This window comes from Halomonas sp. AOP13-D3-9 (assembly GCF_052379125.1).
Taxonomy (GTDB): domain Bacteria; phylum Pseudomonadota; class Gammaproteobacteria; order Pseudomonadales; family Halomonadaceae; genus Vreelandella.
Window position 1 is genome coordinate 163,610 of record NZ_JBQSYH010000007.1, and the last position, 15,094, is coordinate 178,703.

A 15,094-nucleotide genomic window follows, 5' to 3' on the forward strand; every position below is an offset into this window, starting at 1 on the left:
AGCGCTATGAATTTCTCCCGTTTCTTCGTTGACCGACCGATTTTTGCGGCGGTGCTGTCGATCATTATTCTGGCGGTGGGGCTGATTTCCATTCCCAACCTGCCGATCAGCGAGTACCCCGACGTGGTTCCTCCCTCGGTTGTGGTGCGCACGGTCTACCCTGGTGCCAACCCGAAGGAGATCGCCGAGACCGTAGCGACGCCGCTGGAAGAAGCCATCAATGGCGTCGAGGACATGATGTACCTCAAGTCTGTTGCGGGTTCTGATGGCGTGCTGCAAATGACCATCACCTTCCGTCCCGGCACCGATGCTGAGCAGGCCGCCGTTCGCGTACAGAACCGCGTTAGCCAGGCCGAGGCTCGACTGCCGGAAGCTGTACGTCGTCAAGGTGTCACTACCCAGAAGCAGTCGCCGACGTTTCTGATGGTCGTTCACCTAACCTCGCCGAGCGGTGAATATGACACCCTTTATTTGCGCAACTATGTGCGGCTGAATGTTCGTGACCGCCTGGCCCGGCTCGAAGGGATTGGGGATGCGCAAATCTTCGGCGGGGGGGACTACGCCATGCGGGCGTGGCTGGATCCCGATCGGATCGCTGCACGCGGCCTGACAGCCAGCGATGTAGTTGGGGCTATGCGAGAGCAGAACGTCCAGGTGTCCGCCGGGCAGTTGGGAGCCGAACCCATCGCGGATAGTGATTTTCTCACCCTGATTAACGCCCGTGGGCGGCTTGAAACGGTGGAAGAGTTTGGTGACATCGTGCTGAGCCGCGGTGACAGCGGCGAGATACTCAGGCTTTCGGATGTGGCCCGGCTGGAAATGGGCGCCGGGGACTATACGCTACGCTCGCAGTTGGACGGTAACAACGCGGTGGGGGTGGGAATATTCCAGGCACCGGGTGCCAATGCGCTGGATATCCGGGAGCAGGTGATCGCCACCATGGAGGAGCTGTCTGAGCAGTTCCCGGAAGGTGTTGAGTACGAAGCCGTCTACGACACTACGATCTTTGTTAATGACTCTATAAAGTCAGTGATAGCCACTTTACTTGAAGCCGTGCTGCTGGTGGTGTTGGTGGTCACGCTGTTCCTGCAGACCTGGCGTGCTTCCATCATCCCATTGCTTGCGGTACCGGTCTCGGTGATAGGCACCTTTGGCGCGCTCTACCTACTGGGTTACTCCATTAACACTCTGACCCTGTTTGGCCTGGTGTTGGCCATCGGTATCGTGGTGGACGACGCCATCGTGGTGGTTGAAAACGTGGAGCGGAACATTGAGGAGGGCCTGAAGCCCCAGGCCGCTGCTCATCAGGCTATGCAAGAGGTATCCGGCCCTATCATCGCCGTGGGGCTGGTGCTGTGTGCGGTGTTTATTCCCATGGCCTTCCTGTCGGGGGTGACCGGTCAATTCTATAGTCAGTTCGCGGTGACGATTGCCATCTCCACGGTGATCTCCACCATCAACTCGCTGACCCTATCGCCTGCGTTGGCAGCGATGCTACTCAAGCCCCATGACGCGCCCAAAGATCGCCTCACCCGAGTGATCGATAAGCTGTTCGGCTGGATTTTCCGTCCTTTCAACCGTTTCTTTAACGCCAGCTCCAACAAATACCAGGGCGGCGTGGCTCGCTCCCTGAAGCATCGTGGCGCGGTGTTTGTGGTCTACGCGCTGTTGTTGCTGGGCACCGGCGTGATGTTCAAGGCGGTGCCACCCGGCTTTATTCCAGTGCAGGACAAGCTTTATCTGATCGCGGGCGTCATTCTGCCGGAAGGCGCGTCGCTGGAGAGAACCGACCAGATGCTTCAGGACGTCGTGGACATCGCCATGGAGACCGAGGGCGTGGAGCACGCCATTGCCTTTCCCGGCCTGAACGCGCTGCAGTTCACCAATACCTCCAACACCGGGGTGGCCTTTCTTACCCTCAGCGCCTTTGGTGAGCGCAGCCTTAGCGCAGCGGAGATAAACGCCCGCATTAATCAGGGCATTGGCGGCCTGAAAGAAGGCTTCGCATTCTCCTTCATGCCACCGCCGATTCTGGGGCTAGGCAATGGGTCGGGCTTCCAGCTGTTCATCGAGGATCGCGGCAATCTTGGCTATGGGGCGCTGCAGCAGGCGGTGAACCAGCTCCAGGGGGCTATTTCGCAAACGCCGGGAATGGGCTTTCCGATCAGCAGCTATCAATCCAACGTGCCGCAGCTGGATGCCGAGGTGGATCGGCTGAGGGCCAAGGCTCAGGGCGTGCCGTTGACCGAGCTGTTCGACACTCTGCAGACCTATCTTGGCTCGACCTATGTGAATGACTTCAATCGCTTTGGGCGCACTTGGCAGGTGATCGCCCAGGCGGACGCTCCCTACCGGAGCAGCGTGGAAGATATCGCCCGCCTGCGCACCCGCAACGACCAGGGAGAAATGGTGCCTATCGGCACGATGGTGAACATCACGCAAACCTTTGGGCCAGACCCGGTGCTGCGCTACAACGGCTACCCAGCAGCAGACCTAGCCGGCGAATTTGACCCCCGCGTGCTTTCTTCCGCCCAGGCGATGGACGCCATCAACGCTCTGGCGGAAGAGGTGCTGCCGCCGGGCATGGCGCTGGAGTGGACTGACCTGAGCTACCAGCAATCCACTCAAGGGAATGCGGCGCTGGTGGTCTTCCCGCTGTCGATTCTGCTGGTATTTCTGGTGTTAGCGGCCCTCTACGAGAGCTGGACGCTACCGCTGGCGGTGATTCTGATTGTGCCCATGTCGATGCTGGCGGCGTTGATTGGTGTCTGGTTTGGTGGGGGTGACAACAACATCTTCGTGCAGGTGGGGCTGGTGGTGCTGATTGGCTTGGCGTGCAAGAACGCCATCCTGATCGTGGAATTCGCCCGGGAGCTGGAACTGCAGGGCAAGGGCATAGTGGAAGCAGCCCTGGAAGCCTGCCGGCTGCGGCTGCGGCCGATCATCATGACTTCGATTGCTTTCACCGCGGCGGTGTTGCCTTCGGTAATCGCTACCGGAGCAGGCGCCGAGGTAAGGGCGGCACTGGGTACGGCGGTGTTTGCCGGCATGATCGGCGTCACCCTGTTTGGCCTATTCCTCACCCCGGTGTTCTACGTGGCGCTGCGCAAGTTGTCAGGCCCACTGGTCAGCCATCACAGCACTTCTTTAGACGCCGATCAGGGTAATTTGCCTGAAGGTAGCCATGGTTAAAAACGTTTAGTTCTGCTATGAAAATCCACTGCTCCTCTTTCGCTAATCAATTGGGCAGTGGGTTTCCCCTTTCCGGTTAAACGGCTGCCTAATGGCGGTTTGGATAAGTAAATCTCAAATTCTAGTGTTTAGTTTTATGCATATTTTAATGTGCTTATTTTTTTTAAAATTACTTTTGGAGCGCCCGCTTAATGGTGCGCTTTAAAAATTTAACGTGGTGTTGAGAAAAACGCTATGGGGCATGAAAAAAATATTTCATTTATCCCTTGATAAAACGCTTTTTTTAGAAAAAAATGCTCAATAAGTTCGCCATGGGGAAATAAATTGCTTATTGATCGTTTCGATTTGAAAATTCTTGAACAGCTGCAGCGCGATGATACTCTTTCTATAGCACAGCTCGCAGAGGGGATTGGACTCTCTGTTACGCCATGCTGGCGGCGAATACAAAGACTGGAAAAAGACGGCGTCATTGAAAAAAGAATTGCCGTATTGAACCCTGAAAAGTTGAATCTTGGGCTCACCGTGTTTGTGATGGTTAAAACGGATAAACATAATCAGGCTTGGCTTAATGCATTTCAGGAAACCGTACAGGCATTTCCTGAAATTGTAGAGGTGAATCGCCTGGCAGGTGAGTACGACTACTTACTCAAGGTCATTACGCGTGATAACCAGTCTTATGACGCCTTTTATAAAAGGCTTATTGCGAGAATAGAGCTTAGTAATGTCACATCGTGCTTCTCAATGGAACAAGTCAAGAAAACCAACGAGCTCCCCCTCGGCGATCTCTCATGAGTGGATGCAGTGCCTGCAGAGCGGGGTGATTGGTGAAGGGCGTTTGATCCCTGGCCCGTTTGGCGCATGCCCCTTGCTCTATGCCGATTACACGGCATCGGGAAGGGCGCTAGAGATAGTGGAGCGCGCAATTCAGAAAGAAGTGCTGCCTCTCTACGCCAACACCCATACCGAAACCTCTTACACCGGCAAGATGACCACGCGGCTGCGGGAAGCCGCCCGCCAGGCCGTCGCGGAATCGGTCGGTGCCAATCACGAATATGCGGTTATTTTTGCTGGCGCCGGGGCGACAGCGGCGATAGATCGCTGCTGTCGGATCCTTGAGTTGACGCCTGAGCAGAGGACTTCGCAAGCGGCCAAGCCCGTGGTGTTTGTTGGCCCCTACGAGCATCACTCCAATGACCTGATGTGGCGAGAGTGCGATGTGGACGTGGTACGCATTCCGCTTGGCGGCCATGGCCTCCCTGATCTCATGGTGCTTGAACAGAAGTTGCAGGCCTATGCTCAACGGGATGTCAAAGTGGTAGCGTTTTCGGCCGCTTCCAACGTAACGGGCATTTTGACACCGGTGCACCAAGTGGCAAGGCTAGCGCATCAATACGGCGGCTTGGCTATCTTCGACTATGCGGCGAGCGGGCCCTATGTGAAGATCAATATGGCAGGCAGCGGCCACGATGATCACCTGGATGCCATCTTCCTATCGCCCCATAAGTTTGTTGGCGGGCCGGGCAGTTCCGGCGTATTGGTGATTCGAAAAGCCCTGTGCCGCAATGCCAAGCCATCCATAGCCGGGGGCGGCACAGTCTCCTATGTGACGGCGACCCATCACCGTTATGTGCGCAATGTTGAGCGCCGGGAGGAGGCGGGAACACCGAATATCCTGGGTGATATTCGAGCCGGGCTGGCGTTTCGTATTAAGGAAAGCGTTGGGATCGAGGCGATTGAGTCACGCGAGCAAGCGCTGGTAGCGATGGCCGTGGCACGCTGGCAAAAAGTCGCTAACGTGCGTCTGCTGGGGGCCCTTGATGTGCCCAGGCTGGCGATTTTTTCTTTCAACATTACTGCCGGTGGCAAGGCTATTCATCATAATCTGGTGGTTGCCATGTTGAATGACCTGTTTGGTATTCAGGCGAGAGGGGGGTGTTCCTGTGCAGGGCCTTATGGTCATGAACTGCTCGCCATTGATAGTGAGACCGCAGCAGAGCATGAAGCTTTAGTCCAAAAGGGTAGAAGCATATATCGCCCAGGCTGGGTAAGGCTCGGATTTAACTTCTTTTTTAGTAATGAGACGGCTAACTATATAATATCTGCAGTCGAGTTTATTGCCCGTTTTGCGCCGGTATTGCTGAAATTATATTCCGTCGATGAAGCCACCGGTGTCTGGGTCGCTCAGTATCAGGAACGGCCTACTCAGCCTGAGGCGCCAGTGACACCACAACTGTTGGATACGCTTTTGCATCAGGACGCTTTAACAGAACCAGCCGAGACGCAGGAATCCGTGGATTGTTTTGCCCGAGCGCTTGCGTTGGTCGAACAGGCGAAAGTCCTTCCTTTACCCGCCAGCCGTCACGATGACGACGTACCCGTTCGCTGGTTCTGGTGGCCCCATGAAGCAGACCAGGCTGATGCACTATATTGCCATTAACGAGAATTGTTTCTCTGATGAGAATCAACAGATTATTCTCGCGGTGGGTTCACCCTGCCAGCCATCCCCAAAGTTGATGATAGAGCGGAATGCCAATTAGCACATTGAAGGGGAAGGTGAGTCCCAGTGACGCCAGCATGGCAAGGCCAATGTTGGCGTCTGGAATCGCGGCACGAATAGCCACAGGCGCGGCAATGTATGACGCGCTGGCAGTAAGACTCGCCAGAATAACCGCGGAGCCTGCGGGTAGCCCAAGCCAGTACGCCATCATCAAACCTAAGCAGGAGAGAGCAATGGGCGCTGCCATAGCAAAGATGATTAGGCGGCTGTGCCCCCAGCGCAGGCTGCGCAGTGTCTCTGCCGCGACCAGACCCATCTCCAGCAGAAACAGCGCCAAAATACCCTTGAAGGCGTGGGTATATAGGCCAGTCACCGATTCGCCTGCATTCGGGCCGTAAAGCCAGCCAATCAGAACACCGCCTACCAGCAGAATAACGCCGCGATTGGTCAGGGTTTCGTGCCATAGGCCCGCGGCCGAGCTGGTTGTGCCATTACGGCTAAAACGCCGGTAAATCATCAGCCCCAGCATAATGGCTGGAAGCTCCAGCAACACCAGGTAAAGGGTGACTTGCCCGCCGGTCACCAGGTTATGCGCTTCGGTATACGCTAGTGCAACAGCAAAAGTACCGGCACTCACCGAGCCATAGTGGGCCGCGAGACTGGCGCTGTCGGCAATAGACAACCGTACTAGGTAGCGGCCGACCGGAAAGATAACCAGCGGAATAATGATCCCCAATAATGTGACACCGGCCAACTCGATAAGCAGTGAAAGGCTCAAGCTGCCGTGCAACGCCATGCCGCCTTTAAGGCCGATGGTGAGCATCAGCAGTAGGCTTAGTATGTCGTAAGCGGCTTTGGGAATGCTGAGATCAGAGCGCACCACACCGGCCACCACACCTAGCACAAAGAACATGACCACAATATCCGGCACGGAAGATCTCCTTTACAGGGTTTTAAAGCGGCTACTTTAGCGACCTAAAGAGATTGATGAAAACAAATAAACTTTATACAGTCATAGATAATTATCTATGGTGTAAAGGATGAAAGTACGACAACTGACCTTCCGCCTGCTGCAGGTTTATGCCGACGTGGTACGCACAGGCTCGATTACCGCCACCGCGAATCGGCTCCACCTGACTCAACCTACGGTGTCTCAGCAGTTGAAACGGCTGCGGGAAATTGTCGGTGAACCTATTGCGCGCCAGGAGGGTGGTCGCGTGGTGCCCACTGAAGTCGGACAAGCGCTCTATCAGCTAAGCCAGGACTTACTCAGCCGTGCCGATGTGTTTAGCCAGTATCTGGGCGAATACAACCGGGGTGGCCGCGGCCATTTTAGTATTGGCCTGGTCAACACAGCCCAGTACGTGCTGCCCCGTCTTTTAGGGCCCTTTAGCCAGGCTAACCCGCAGGTAGACGTCACGGTGGAGATCGGTAACCGTCAGCAGATGCTTAATCGCTTTGAGCGTCACGAAGACGATATCTATGTCTTTAGCCACCCGCCCAGCGATGACGCGGTGCTCGCCGCGCCTTTTCTGAGCAACCCGCTGGTCGTCGTGGGGCCGACGGATTGCCGTTGGGCAGGCATGGAGGGCCTCACCATGGCGTCTCTCAAAAATGAGCGATTCCTACTGCGCGAACCGGGATCCGCGACCCGGCATACCTTTGATGCCTGGTTATACAGTGCGGGTATCGAGCTGCGCTCCACTCAGCAGATCGCTAGCAACGAGGCGATCCGGCTTGCAGTGGCATCGGGAATGGGGTTGGCAGTGCTGTCGCGACATGTGGTTGCGGACTCCCCTAAAGGTGTTCAAGAGCTGCCCTTGCAGGATTTTCCGCTGAAAAGCCGCTGGCACTTTGTGGTGCGTCGGGAGCGTCGCTTACCGCCCGCCGCCTATCGCTTTTTGAGCTTTGTGCAAGGCTCGCTGGCTCAAGCGTTTGACGAACCCGAAGGCGAATTGGCCGTGGCTGAACTGCTGCAAGCCTTAAAGGATGAGCGCTGACACGTTGACTTGCTAACAGCGTCAATCCCTCCCGTTGAAGGCGCCGGATAACCTATGCGCTAAAATGTTAAGAGAGAGCTTAAAAAGAACTTAAAAGAGAGCTGAAGACCGCACGTGGTTCATGCAGTCGCGCTTCGATACTCATGTTGAGTAACCGCTGCAAACGGAGGTAACTATGCTGCTCAAAGGATCATGTCACTGCCAGGCCGTGACGTTCAATGTAAGGTCTCAGCATCCCTATCCATTCAACCGTTGTTACTGCTCTATTTGCCGTAAAACGGCGGGCGGTGGCGGCTATGCCATCAACCTCAGCGGTGATAGTAAAACCCTAAATGTGAGTGGCGATGAGCACATCTCGGTCTATCGAGCGGTCATCGATGGCGTGCAAAGCACGGGCGAGCGGCATTTTTGCAAGCATTGCGCCACGTCGCTATGGGTTTACGATCCCGACTGGCCCGAGCTTGTGCACCCTTTCGCATCAGCAATCGATACACCACTGCCGACACCACCCAAGCGAACACACATGATGTTGGGAAGCAGGGCGGATTGGGTGGAGGTAAATGCGCAGTTCCAAGACAAATGCTTTGATGAGTACCCGGATGAAAGCCTTGCTGAGTGGCACCAGCGCCTGGGGTTGGAACGCTAGGGCTAGAGGGAGGGGGCCCGCTTGTTTCATAAGGTATCTGTACTAACCTTCTATACGAGCTCCGCAGGGAGCTCAGAGTGCAACTTGTAACTGATGTTCAGGTGACAGGTTGTGCATTCGTTGTATAAAAGGAGGTTAGGAAGATGGAATTTGAAAAATATAAGTCGTGTATCGAAGCGTGCAATATCTGTGCGGTTTATTGTGAATCTTGCGCCACTGCCTGCTTAAAGGAAGATGATGCAAAAATGATGGCCGAGTGCGTTCGTCTAGATCGCCAATGTGCTCAAATATGCCGTTTAGCGGCGTCATTCATGGCACAGGGTAGTGAATACGCCAAAGATATCTGCCGGATATGTGCTGATATTTGCAAGGCTTGCGGTGATGAGTGCTTCAAGCACGACGCCAAGCATTGTCAAGAGTGTGCCAAAGCGTGTCTGCATTGCGCTGATGAATGCACTGCTATGGCTGCCTAATATATTTAAAAACAGAAAGTTAACTACCTTAACTGAGCTAGCCAGCTTCCTATGCACACAGGAGGCTGGCTTTTTTATTGGCGGTAGCTGTTTGCTCTGACGGCGTATTCTGTCGCTGCCCTGGATAGAACTTTAGTGCAGGAGGAGGCACCAGAAATTCTGGAATCACTGCGCCCGTATGGCTTTTAACCTCCACTCGGCTACACTTTTTATGGGCCAATTGGCCCTATACCTCGAAAAGGAGGGCGTGCTATGCATATTGCAAAAGAAGACATTCCAGTCCAGATAGACTTACCCGGAGCAGTCGCCCGACAACAAAAGGATTTTGGTGATGTAACAGGGTTTGGGAAGATGGGTGCTGAGTATTTCTCATTTGGCAACGGTACTGATATCACCGATTTGTTGCACGGCCTGGAAGGGGATAGTTGTCAAAGCCCGCACTGGGGTTATGTAGTAAAAGGCTCCATTACCGCGTTGTATTCCGATCACACAGAGGAAACTTCTCGAGAAGGCGACATGTTTTACTGGCCTCCTGGGCATAGCGTTCGGGCGGAAGAAGATACGGATATCGTGATGTTCAGCCCTCAACATGAGCATGGCCTAGTCATTGACCATATCAAACGCAAAACGGCTAGTTAATCCTTGCCTAAGGCTTTGGGGCTGCGCTGTCTCTATTGACGCAGCTCCTCACAAGCACAGGATAAAATAGAGTCGTACCGACATTGCAGACACTATCTTCAGAAAAAAGCCTTCATCAACATCAGGCTTGCTTTCAAGGCTTCAAGCACATGAGCTTTTAGTTTTACCGCCCCTGTATTGTAATATTGAGTGGCTTAACGGTGGCGGTGCCGATAAAGCCACCAGATATCAAAACCAAACGAATAGGTTAAAGATATCAATGCGCTAATGGCCAGCAGGCTGGCGACAAGGTGCGAAGTAAGCGGTGTTAATGCCAGCAGCAGTGCGACTACTTGCCAAACACACACCGCCTTGCGGCGATAGCTTGCAAACAGCGGCTGTGAGAGCCACGGGAACTGCCAACTGGCAGCGATAAACAGGTAGCGCATCCCGCCGATTAACAGTACCCAAACGCCCAGTGACTCCAGCCGCAGCAATCCCGCACAAAGCAGTAAAATCAGTAGGGCATCCAACTCCATATCAAAGCGGGCACCGAACGGTGTGTGGCTTTTGGTGCGCCTGGCAATCCAGCCGTCAACGCCATCCAGCAGTAGGGCGAACACCGCGATAGCCAGCCACTGGCCTATAGCCCCTGTAAACGTATTATCGGCGAGCGCGCCCGCTACCAGGGCAACCAATACCGCACGGGCCAGCGTGACCCGGTTTGCCCACCCCAGTGAGCCGTAGGGCCAGAAAAATATGATCAGGGTGGATATAACGGTGTAGAAGGCAATGGCCACCCCCCAGTTAGCCGGCGTCGCCATTAATAGTGGCAGGCCTTTGCCCACGGCGATTAGCAGCAAGCCGGCCAGCAGTAGCTCTGCAGCGCTGTAAAGCCGCTTGGGCTGGGGTGAAAGGGAGGCATTAGTGAAAAGCGGCATGGTCTCTCACGAAGCGGCGTTGCTATCCGCAGTTAAAATAAATGATGCAACTATTTTTATATGTACCATTCTTGTAGAAGAAGGTAGGGTTGTCCATATGATCAAGAGTTTGACGGATTAGTTGCAACTGGTTAATCGAATATTTTCTTTTCACCCGCTACGCTGAAGATGGTGAACCATTGAAAACTGTTCTGCCTAGGGCCATACAATATGCGGTCAATCATTATGGTAAGTGGCCGGGCAAGAGGCTAAGACACACAGGGTCTCCCTTAGTCTTAACTTGCAGCCTAATGGTGCCACGCCACATTCAACGGAATGAAACAGAGCCCAGACTATGTGGGCTCGTAACGAAAAGGAACGCTCATGTCGGCGCCTGACGAGGTTGGCGAAACTTCCTATGATTGCCCAAAAAACTGGGCCGATGCCTTCTGGGTGACTCACCCAGCACAGGGCGAGTTGCGGCGTGAACAGCTTACTACGCCCGCTTCAGACGAGGTGTATGTGCGCACCTTGTACAGCGGTATCAGCCGCGGCACCGAGTCGCTGGTGTTCAATGGCCGCGTGCCTGAAAGCGAATTTTCGCGCATGCGGGCTCCCTTTCAGTCGGGGGAGTTCCCTGCCCCGGTTAAGTATGGCTACTGTAGCGTTGGTCGCGTTGAGCAAGGGCCAAGCGCTCTACTGGATAAAACCGTTTTCTGCCTGTTTCCCCATCAGGATCGCTACATTGTGCCTGCTTCGGCGGTGCTCGAAGTGCCCGCCAATGTACCTGCGAAACGCGCCGTATTGGCTGCTAATATGGAAACCGCCATTAACGGCGTGTGGGACGCAGAGCCCATGCTGGGTGAACGAATCTGTGTGATTGGCGCCGGTGTTGTCGGTGCACTGGTGGCTTATCTGTGCGCCCAGGTGCCCGGTGTGACCGTCCAGTTGGTCGATATTAATTCAGAGCGTCGCCCATTGGCCGAGAAACTGGGTGTGGCTTTCGCTACGCCTGAACAAGCCTCCCTTGACCAAGATTGTGTGATCCACGCCAGCGGCCAATCAGCGGGTTTACGCCAAGCGCTTGAATTAGTCGGTAGTGAAGGGCGCATTATTGAAATGAGCTGGTTTGGCGAGGGGGATGTTGCCATTCCGTTGGGCGGTGCTTTCCACTCTCAGCGACTAACCCTCAAGGCCAGCCAAGTCGGCCAGCTACCGTCCAAACTACGCCCCCGCTGGGACTACCAACGCCGCCTTCGGTTAGCGCTGAGCCTGCTGGTGGACGAGCGGTTGGATGCCTTGATCAGCGGCGAAAGTGAATTCGCGCAGCTACCAACGCTGGCCCCTAGGCTGTTTGGCCGCGGCAGCGTTGAACTCTGTCACCGCCTGCGCTATCCCGTATAACTCATTTGCTCATTTTTTGGAGACGCTATGTTTCGTTTATGTGTTCGTGACCACTTTATGATCGCCCACAGTTTTAATGGCGAGATCTTTGGCCCCGCCCAGCGCACCCATGGCGCTACCTACGTGGTGGATGTGGTCTTTCAGCGTCCTGAGCTGGATGAGGATGGCCTGGTGATCGATATCGGCCTGGCTAGCGAAACGGTGAAGGCAGTCCTCGCCGGTTATAACTTCAGCAACCTGGATGAAGTGCCTGAGTTCGCGGGTAAAAACACCACTACCGAGTTTATGGCCAAGGTGATCTTCGACCGGCTCGCTAAGGCGATCGGTGAGGGCAAAATGGGCACCACTGCTCAAGGGCTTACCCATATGGAGGTCAAGCTGCATGAATCCCATGTGGCCTGGGCCAGCTACGAAGGCGCGCTATGAGTCGGCGTTTTACGTTAATCGTTGCCGGTGACCCTGCTCAACGCACCGGCGGCTATATCTACGATGCGCATATCGTCTCGGCCTTACGTGACCAGGGCTGGGCGATTAATGTTGTCGGCTTGGCGGGTACCTTTCCTGACGCGGATGCCGAGGCAGCCGCAGCCCTTGCCCAGGCACTTAATGCGCTACCCGATCATGGGGCGGTAGTCATTGACGGCTTGGCCATGGGCGCATTGCCCGAAATAGTGGCTCAGCATGCCCAGCGGCTGGATATCACTGCCTTGCTGCATCACCCCTTAGGCGATGAATTGGGCCTGAACGAAGCCGATCAGCAGCGTTTTCATCGCAGTGAGTTAACCGCGCTTGCCCCCGTGGCGCGGATTGTTGTCACCAGCCACTTTACCGCCCGACGCTTGCCCGAGCTGGCTGCCCACTACGCTCTACCCCTAAACGCTAATGTAACAGTGGTTGAGCCGGGCGTAGCCCAGGCGCCGATCAGCCCTGCAGCAGAACCCGATGAAAACCTACGTTTGCTGTGTGTGGCAACGCTAACGCCGCGCAAGGGGCAGGATGTGCTGGTGCAAGCGCTGGCGGGCGTTGCCGGTGATCACTGGCAGTGTGACTGCTACGGCGGCGCACGTGACCCTGAGTTCACTCGGCGCGTAGAGCAACTGATTGAGCAGAACGGCTTGCAGGCCAGCGTGCACCTGCATGGCGAGTGCGATAGCGAGACGCTGGAAGCGGCTTATCGTGGGGCCCACGCGCTGGTGCTGCCCTCCTGGTATGAAGGCTACGGCATGGTGGTCACCGAAGCCCTCGCTCACGGCCTGCCGGTGATTACCACCACTGGCGGGGCGCTTCGCGATACCTTGCCGGAAGGTGCAGGGTTAAACGTTGAGCCGGGCGATGCTGACGCTCTTCAAGACGCGTTGAGTCGCTTTTGCCATGATGCCAAGTTGCGCCAAAAACTGCGCCAGGGAGCTGCCCTGGCCCGCGACGGTCTTAGCGACTGGCAGCAGTCGGGTGTTGAGTTCGCCACGGCGTTAACCGCGCCAATCGATGCCCCGACTTTGCGCGCAGGCAGCCAGTTTGCGTCCGATTGGCTAACGCTGCGAGAGGCGGCAGATGTCGCTTCCCGCAGCCAGCGCCTTGCGGGGCTTGCTGCGGAGTGGCTGAGCACGCGCAACCCAACGCCACTGATCGCGGATCTTGGCTGTGGCCGGGGCAGTAATATGCGCTTTCTGGCCCCGCGCCTGAGCGGCCAACAGCGCTGGAAACTGATTGATCACGACGCCATCTTGTTAGCCCAGGCGCGCCAGCGAGCCGCTGGGTTAAGTGATCGTCAAGGGCAGCCCGTGGCGGTGGAGACTCACTGCGTATCGCTTGAACCGCTTGCCGATGTGCCGCTCGATGATGCGCATCTGGTGACCGCCTCGGCGCTGCTGGATTTGGTTTCCCAGCAGTGGATTGATGCCTTGGTGGCCAGCATTGCCGAGCAGCAGCAGGCGCTGCTGATAGCACTTAGCGTGACCGGCGAGTGGCATTTTATCGACCTGCAAGGCGCGCCGGTACTGGATGATGAAGATCACTGGCTGCGGGCCATGTTTATTGCCCATCAGCAGCGCGATAAGGGCTTGGGTGATGCGTTGGGCGGTCAGGCCCACCAGGCGTTAGTCAGCGCGCTAGAGGCAGCCCATTATCGCGTTGAACAAGCGGAAACGCCGTGGCTACTCGCCGCGGATAGCCACGCTCAGCAGCCGCTAATGATGGCGCTGCTTGAGGGCTGGGCCGAAGCCGCCACCGAACAAGCCCCGCAAGCCTCAGCACGTATTGCCACTTGGCTGCAACTGCGTCAGCAAGCAGTGGCCAATGGCGAACTGGGTATTAGGGTAGGGCACCGCGATCTGTTTGCGACGCCTCTTTTTGCTAAGCCCAGGGAAGAGGCTTAAGCCTATGAGGCCTGTTCAGCGGATGTTCAGTGTTTCTAGAAGCATAGGCTTGCAAAGCCCATGGCTACGTCGCGTGGTGGTCAGCATGGCATTGCTGGGTGCGGTGGCGCTGTGGGTTGAGCCCCAGGCTATCGTAGCAGAGGTGCAGGGCTTCTCCGCTGAGTGGGTCGTGCTGGCGTTATGCATCAGCACGCTACAGATTATGCTCTGCGCCTGGCGCTGGCAGTTTACTGCCGGGCTTATTGATGTGCCGCTGCGGTTTGCTTACGCCCTGCGTGAATACTACTTGGCGCTGCTGGTCAATCAGCTGTTGCCCGGCGGGGTATTAGGCGACGCCGGGCGGGCGCACCGCCATGCCACTCAAGCGCAGTCTAGGGGCCGCGCTTGGCGAGCGGTGATTATCGAGCGCGCCTCGGGGCAGGTCGCCGTGGTAGTGCTAACGCTAACGGCGCTGCTGTTTTCACCGCTCTGGCATACCGCGCTGGGTGGGTCAGTGATTACGGCGGTGGGCTTAAGCGTGATGGTAGGCCTTGCGCTGGCCATCGTCAGCGGCCTGCTGCTGCGTCAACGTTTTAGCCACTGGCTGACCAGACTGCCGAGCTGGTGCCAAGCCCTGGCTCGTGATGTACGGCGTGGCCTGTTCCAGCACGGCGTATGGCCCCTACAGTTGCTGTCATCGTTAGCGATTGTGCTGAGTTATGGCCTGGTCATGGTGTGCGCCGCCAGGGCGATTGGCGTTGAGCTACCGGCGCTGCAAGTGCTCGCGCTTACCCCGGTATTGCTGCTGGCCATGCTGATTCCGTTTTCGGTGGCTGGATGGGGGCTGCGCGAAGGCGCCGCTGCCGGTGTCTGGACGCTGGTAGGCCTGCCGTCCGCCCAAGGGGTGGCAGTCTCGTTGGCTTACGGTGTGCTGGTGCTGTTGGCGAGCCTACCGGGTATTTGGGTGGCGCTGAGCCGGCGTGAAAAAGC

The 15,094-nt window shown here is 56.2% G+C and carries 12 protein-coding genes and 1 pseudogene; 11 read left to right on the forward strand and 2 right to left on the reverse strand.

Annotated elements, in window-relative coordinates; all coding sequences use genetic code 11:
* The first annotated feature begins 6 nt into the window (after positions 1-6).
* The 3 genes from ACT3UM_RS09760 (at position 7) to ACT3UM_RS09770 (ending at position 5,629) form a co-directional block, all read left to right on the forward strand.
* Entirely contained in the window at positions 7-3,192 is a 3,186-nt protein-coding gene (locus tag ACT3UM_RS09760) for an efflux RND transporter permease subunit (protein ID WP_498898276.1), read from the forward strand.
* Positions 3,193-3,516: 324 nt separating this feature from the next.
* A complete protein-coding gene (locus ACT3UM_RS09765) occupies positions 3,517-3,984 on the forward strand; it encodes an Lrp/AsnC family transcriptional regulator (RefSeq protein ID WP_197671946.1) in 468 nt (155 codons plus the stop codon).
* A 4-nt stretch (positions 3,985-3,988) separates the two neighbouring features.
* The gene (locus ACT3UM_RS09770; protein ID WP_498898279.1) at positions 3,989-5,629 is read left to right on the forward strand and encodes an aminotransferase class V-fold PLP-dependent enzyme; all 1,641 of its coding nucleotides are present in this window, start codon (positions 3,989-3,991) and stop codon (positions 5,627-5,629) included.
* 49 nt (positions 5,630-5,678) lie between these two features.
* On the opposite strand, the gene ACT3UM_RS09775 is transcribed toward ACT3UM_RS09770, so the two are convergent.
* Positions 5,679-6,620, reverse strand: a complete 942-nt coding sequence (locus ACT3UM_RS09775) for a sodium-dependent bicarbonate transport family permease (protein WP_035577409.1) — start codon at positions 6,618-6,620, stop codon at positions 5,679-5,681.
* Positions 6,621-6,729: 109 nt separating this feature from the next.
* On the opposite strand from ACT3UM_RS09775, the gene ACT3UM_RS09780 reads away from it, so the two are divergent.
* From ACT3UM_RS09780 to ACT3UM_RS09795, 4 genes are all read left to right on the forward strand, one after another.
* Entirely contained in the window at positions 6,730-7,689 is a 960-nt protein-coding gene (locus tag ACT3UM_RS09780; protein WP_498898281.1) for a LysR family transcriptional regulator, read from the forward strand.
* 175 nt (positions 7,690-7,864) lie between these two features.
* On the forward strand, positions 7,865-8,335 hold the full coding sequence (locus ACT3UM_RS09785) for a GFA family protein (protein ID WP_498898283.1): 471 nt from the start codon (positions 7,865-7,867) through the stop codon (positions 8,333-8,335).
* A gap of 143 nt (positions 8,336-8,478) precedes the next feature.
* Positions 8,479-8,808: a four-helix bundle copper-binding protein gene (locus tag ACT3UM_RS09790; RefSeq protein WP_035577415.1), complete on the forward strand. Its 330-nt coding sequence runs from the start codon at positions 8,479-8,481 to the stop codon at positions 8,806-8,808.
* Positions 8,809-9,060: 252 nt separating this feature from the next.
* The gene (locus ACT3UM_RS09795; protein ID WP_035577416.1) at positions 9,061-9,447 is read left to right on the forward strand and encodes a cupin domain-containing protein; all 387 of its coding nucleotides are present in this window, start codon (positions 9,061-9,063) and stop codon (positions 9,445-9,447) included.
* A 194-nt stretch (positions 9,448-9,641) separates the two neighbouring features.
* On the opposite strand, the gene ACT3UM_RS09800 is transcribed toward ACT3UM_RS09795, so the two are convergent.
* Entirely contained in the window at positions 9,642-10,367 is a 726-nt protein-coding gene (locus ACT3UM_RS09800) for a CDP-alcohol phosphatidyltransferase family protein (protein WP_498898286.1), read from the reverse strand.
* Between the two features lie 363 nt (positions 10,368-10,730).
* Between ACT3UM_RS09800 and ACT3UM_RS09805 the strand changes: the two genes are divergently transcribed.
* From ACT3UM_RS09805 to ACT3UM_RS09820, 4 genes and pseudogenes are all read left to right on the forward strand, one after another.
* The gene (locus tag ACT3UM_RS09805) at positions 10,731-11,750 is read left to right on the forward strand and encodes a zinc-dependent alcohol dehydrogenase (protein ID WP_498898288.1); all 1,020 of its coding nucleotides are present in this window, start codon (positions 10,731-10,733) and stop codon (positions 11,748-11,750) included.
* A gap of 27 nt (positions 11,751-11,777) precedes the next feature.
* Positions 11,778-12,176: a 6-pyruvoyl trahydropterin synthase family protein gene (locus tag ACT3UM_RS09810; protein ID WP_498898290.1), complete on the forward strand. Its 399-nt coding sequence runs from the start codon at positions 11,778-11,780 to the stop codon at positions 12,174-12,176.
* Positions 12,173-14,125, forward strand: coding sequence for a glycosyltransferase (locus ACT3UM_RS09815; protein ID WP_498898292.1), 1,953 nt, complete (start codon positions 12,173-12,175; stop codon positions 14,123-14,125). Before ACT3UM_RS09810 ends, ACT3UM_RS09815 begins: the two co-directional genes overlap by 4 nt.
* Positions 14,126-14,210: 85 nt before the next feature.
* Positions 14,211-15,041, forward strand: a pseudogene (locus ACT3UM_RS09820) (lysylphosphatidylglycerol synthase transmembrane domain-containing protein); the annotation flags it as partial.
* Positions 15,042-15,094: the final 53 nt, after the last annotated feature.

What these genes read in the sequence shown, in the direction of transcription:
- ACT3UM_RS09800 (WP_498898286.1), bottom strand. Translation starts at nt 10,367, where the DNA reads ATGCCGCTTTTCACTAATGCCTCCCTTTCACCCCAGCCCAAGCGGCTT.
- ACT3UM_RS09805 (WP_498898288.1), top strand. Translation starts at nt 10,731, where the DNA reads ATGTCGGCGCCTGACGAGGTTGGCGAAACTTCCTATGATTGCCCAAAA.
- ACT3UM_RS09795 (WP_035577416.1), top strand. Translation starts at nt 9,061, where the DNA reads ATGCATATTGCAAAAGAAGACATTCCAGTCCAGATAGACTTACCCGGA.
- ACT3UM_RS09780 (WP_498898281.1), top strand. Translation starts at nt 6,730, where the DNA reads ATGAAAGTACGACAACTGACCTTCCGCCTGCTGCAGGTTTATGCCGAC.
- ACT3UM_RS09785 (WP_498898283.1), top strand. Translation starts at nt 7,865, where the DNA reads ATGCTGCTCAAAGGATCATGTCACTGCCAGGCCGTGACGTTCAATGTA.
- ACT3UM_RS09760 (WP_498898276.1), top strand. Translation starts at nt 7, where the DNA reads ATGAATTTCTCCCGTTTCTTCGTTGACCGACCGATTTTTGCGGCGGTG.
- ACT3UM_RS09815 (WP_498898292.1), top strand. Translation starts at nt 12,173, where the DNA reads ATGAGTCGGCGTTTTACGTTAATCGTTGCCGGTGACCCTGCTCAACGC.
- ACT3UM_RS09770 (WP_498898279.1), top strand. Translation starts at nt 3,989, where the DNA reads ATGCAGTGCCTGCAGAGCGGGGTGATTGGTGAAGGGCGTTTGATCCCT.
- ACT3UM_RS09810 (WP_498898290.1), top strand. Translation starts at nt 11,778, where the DNA reads ATGTTTCGTTTATGTGTTCGTGACCACTTTATGATCGCCCACAGTTTT.
- ACT3UM_RS09790 (WP_035577415.1), top strand. Translation starts at nt 8,479, where the DNA reads ATGGAATTTGAAAAATATAAGTCGTGTATCGAAGCGTGCAATATCTGT.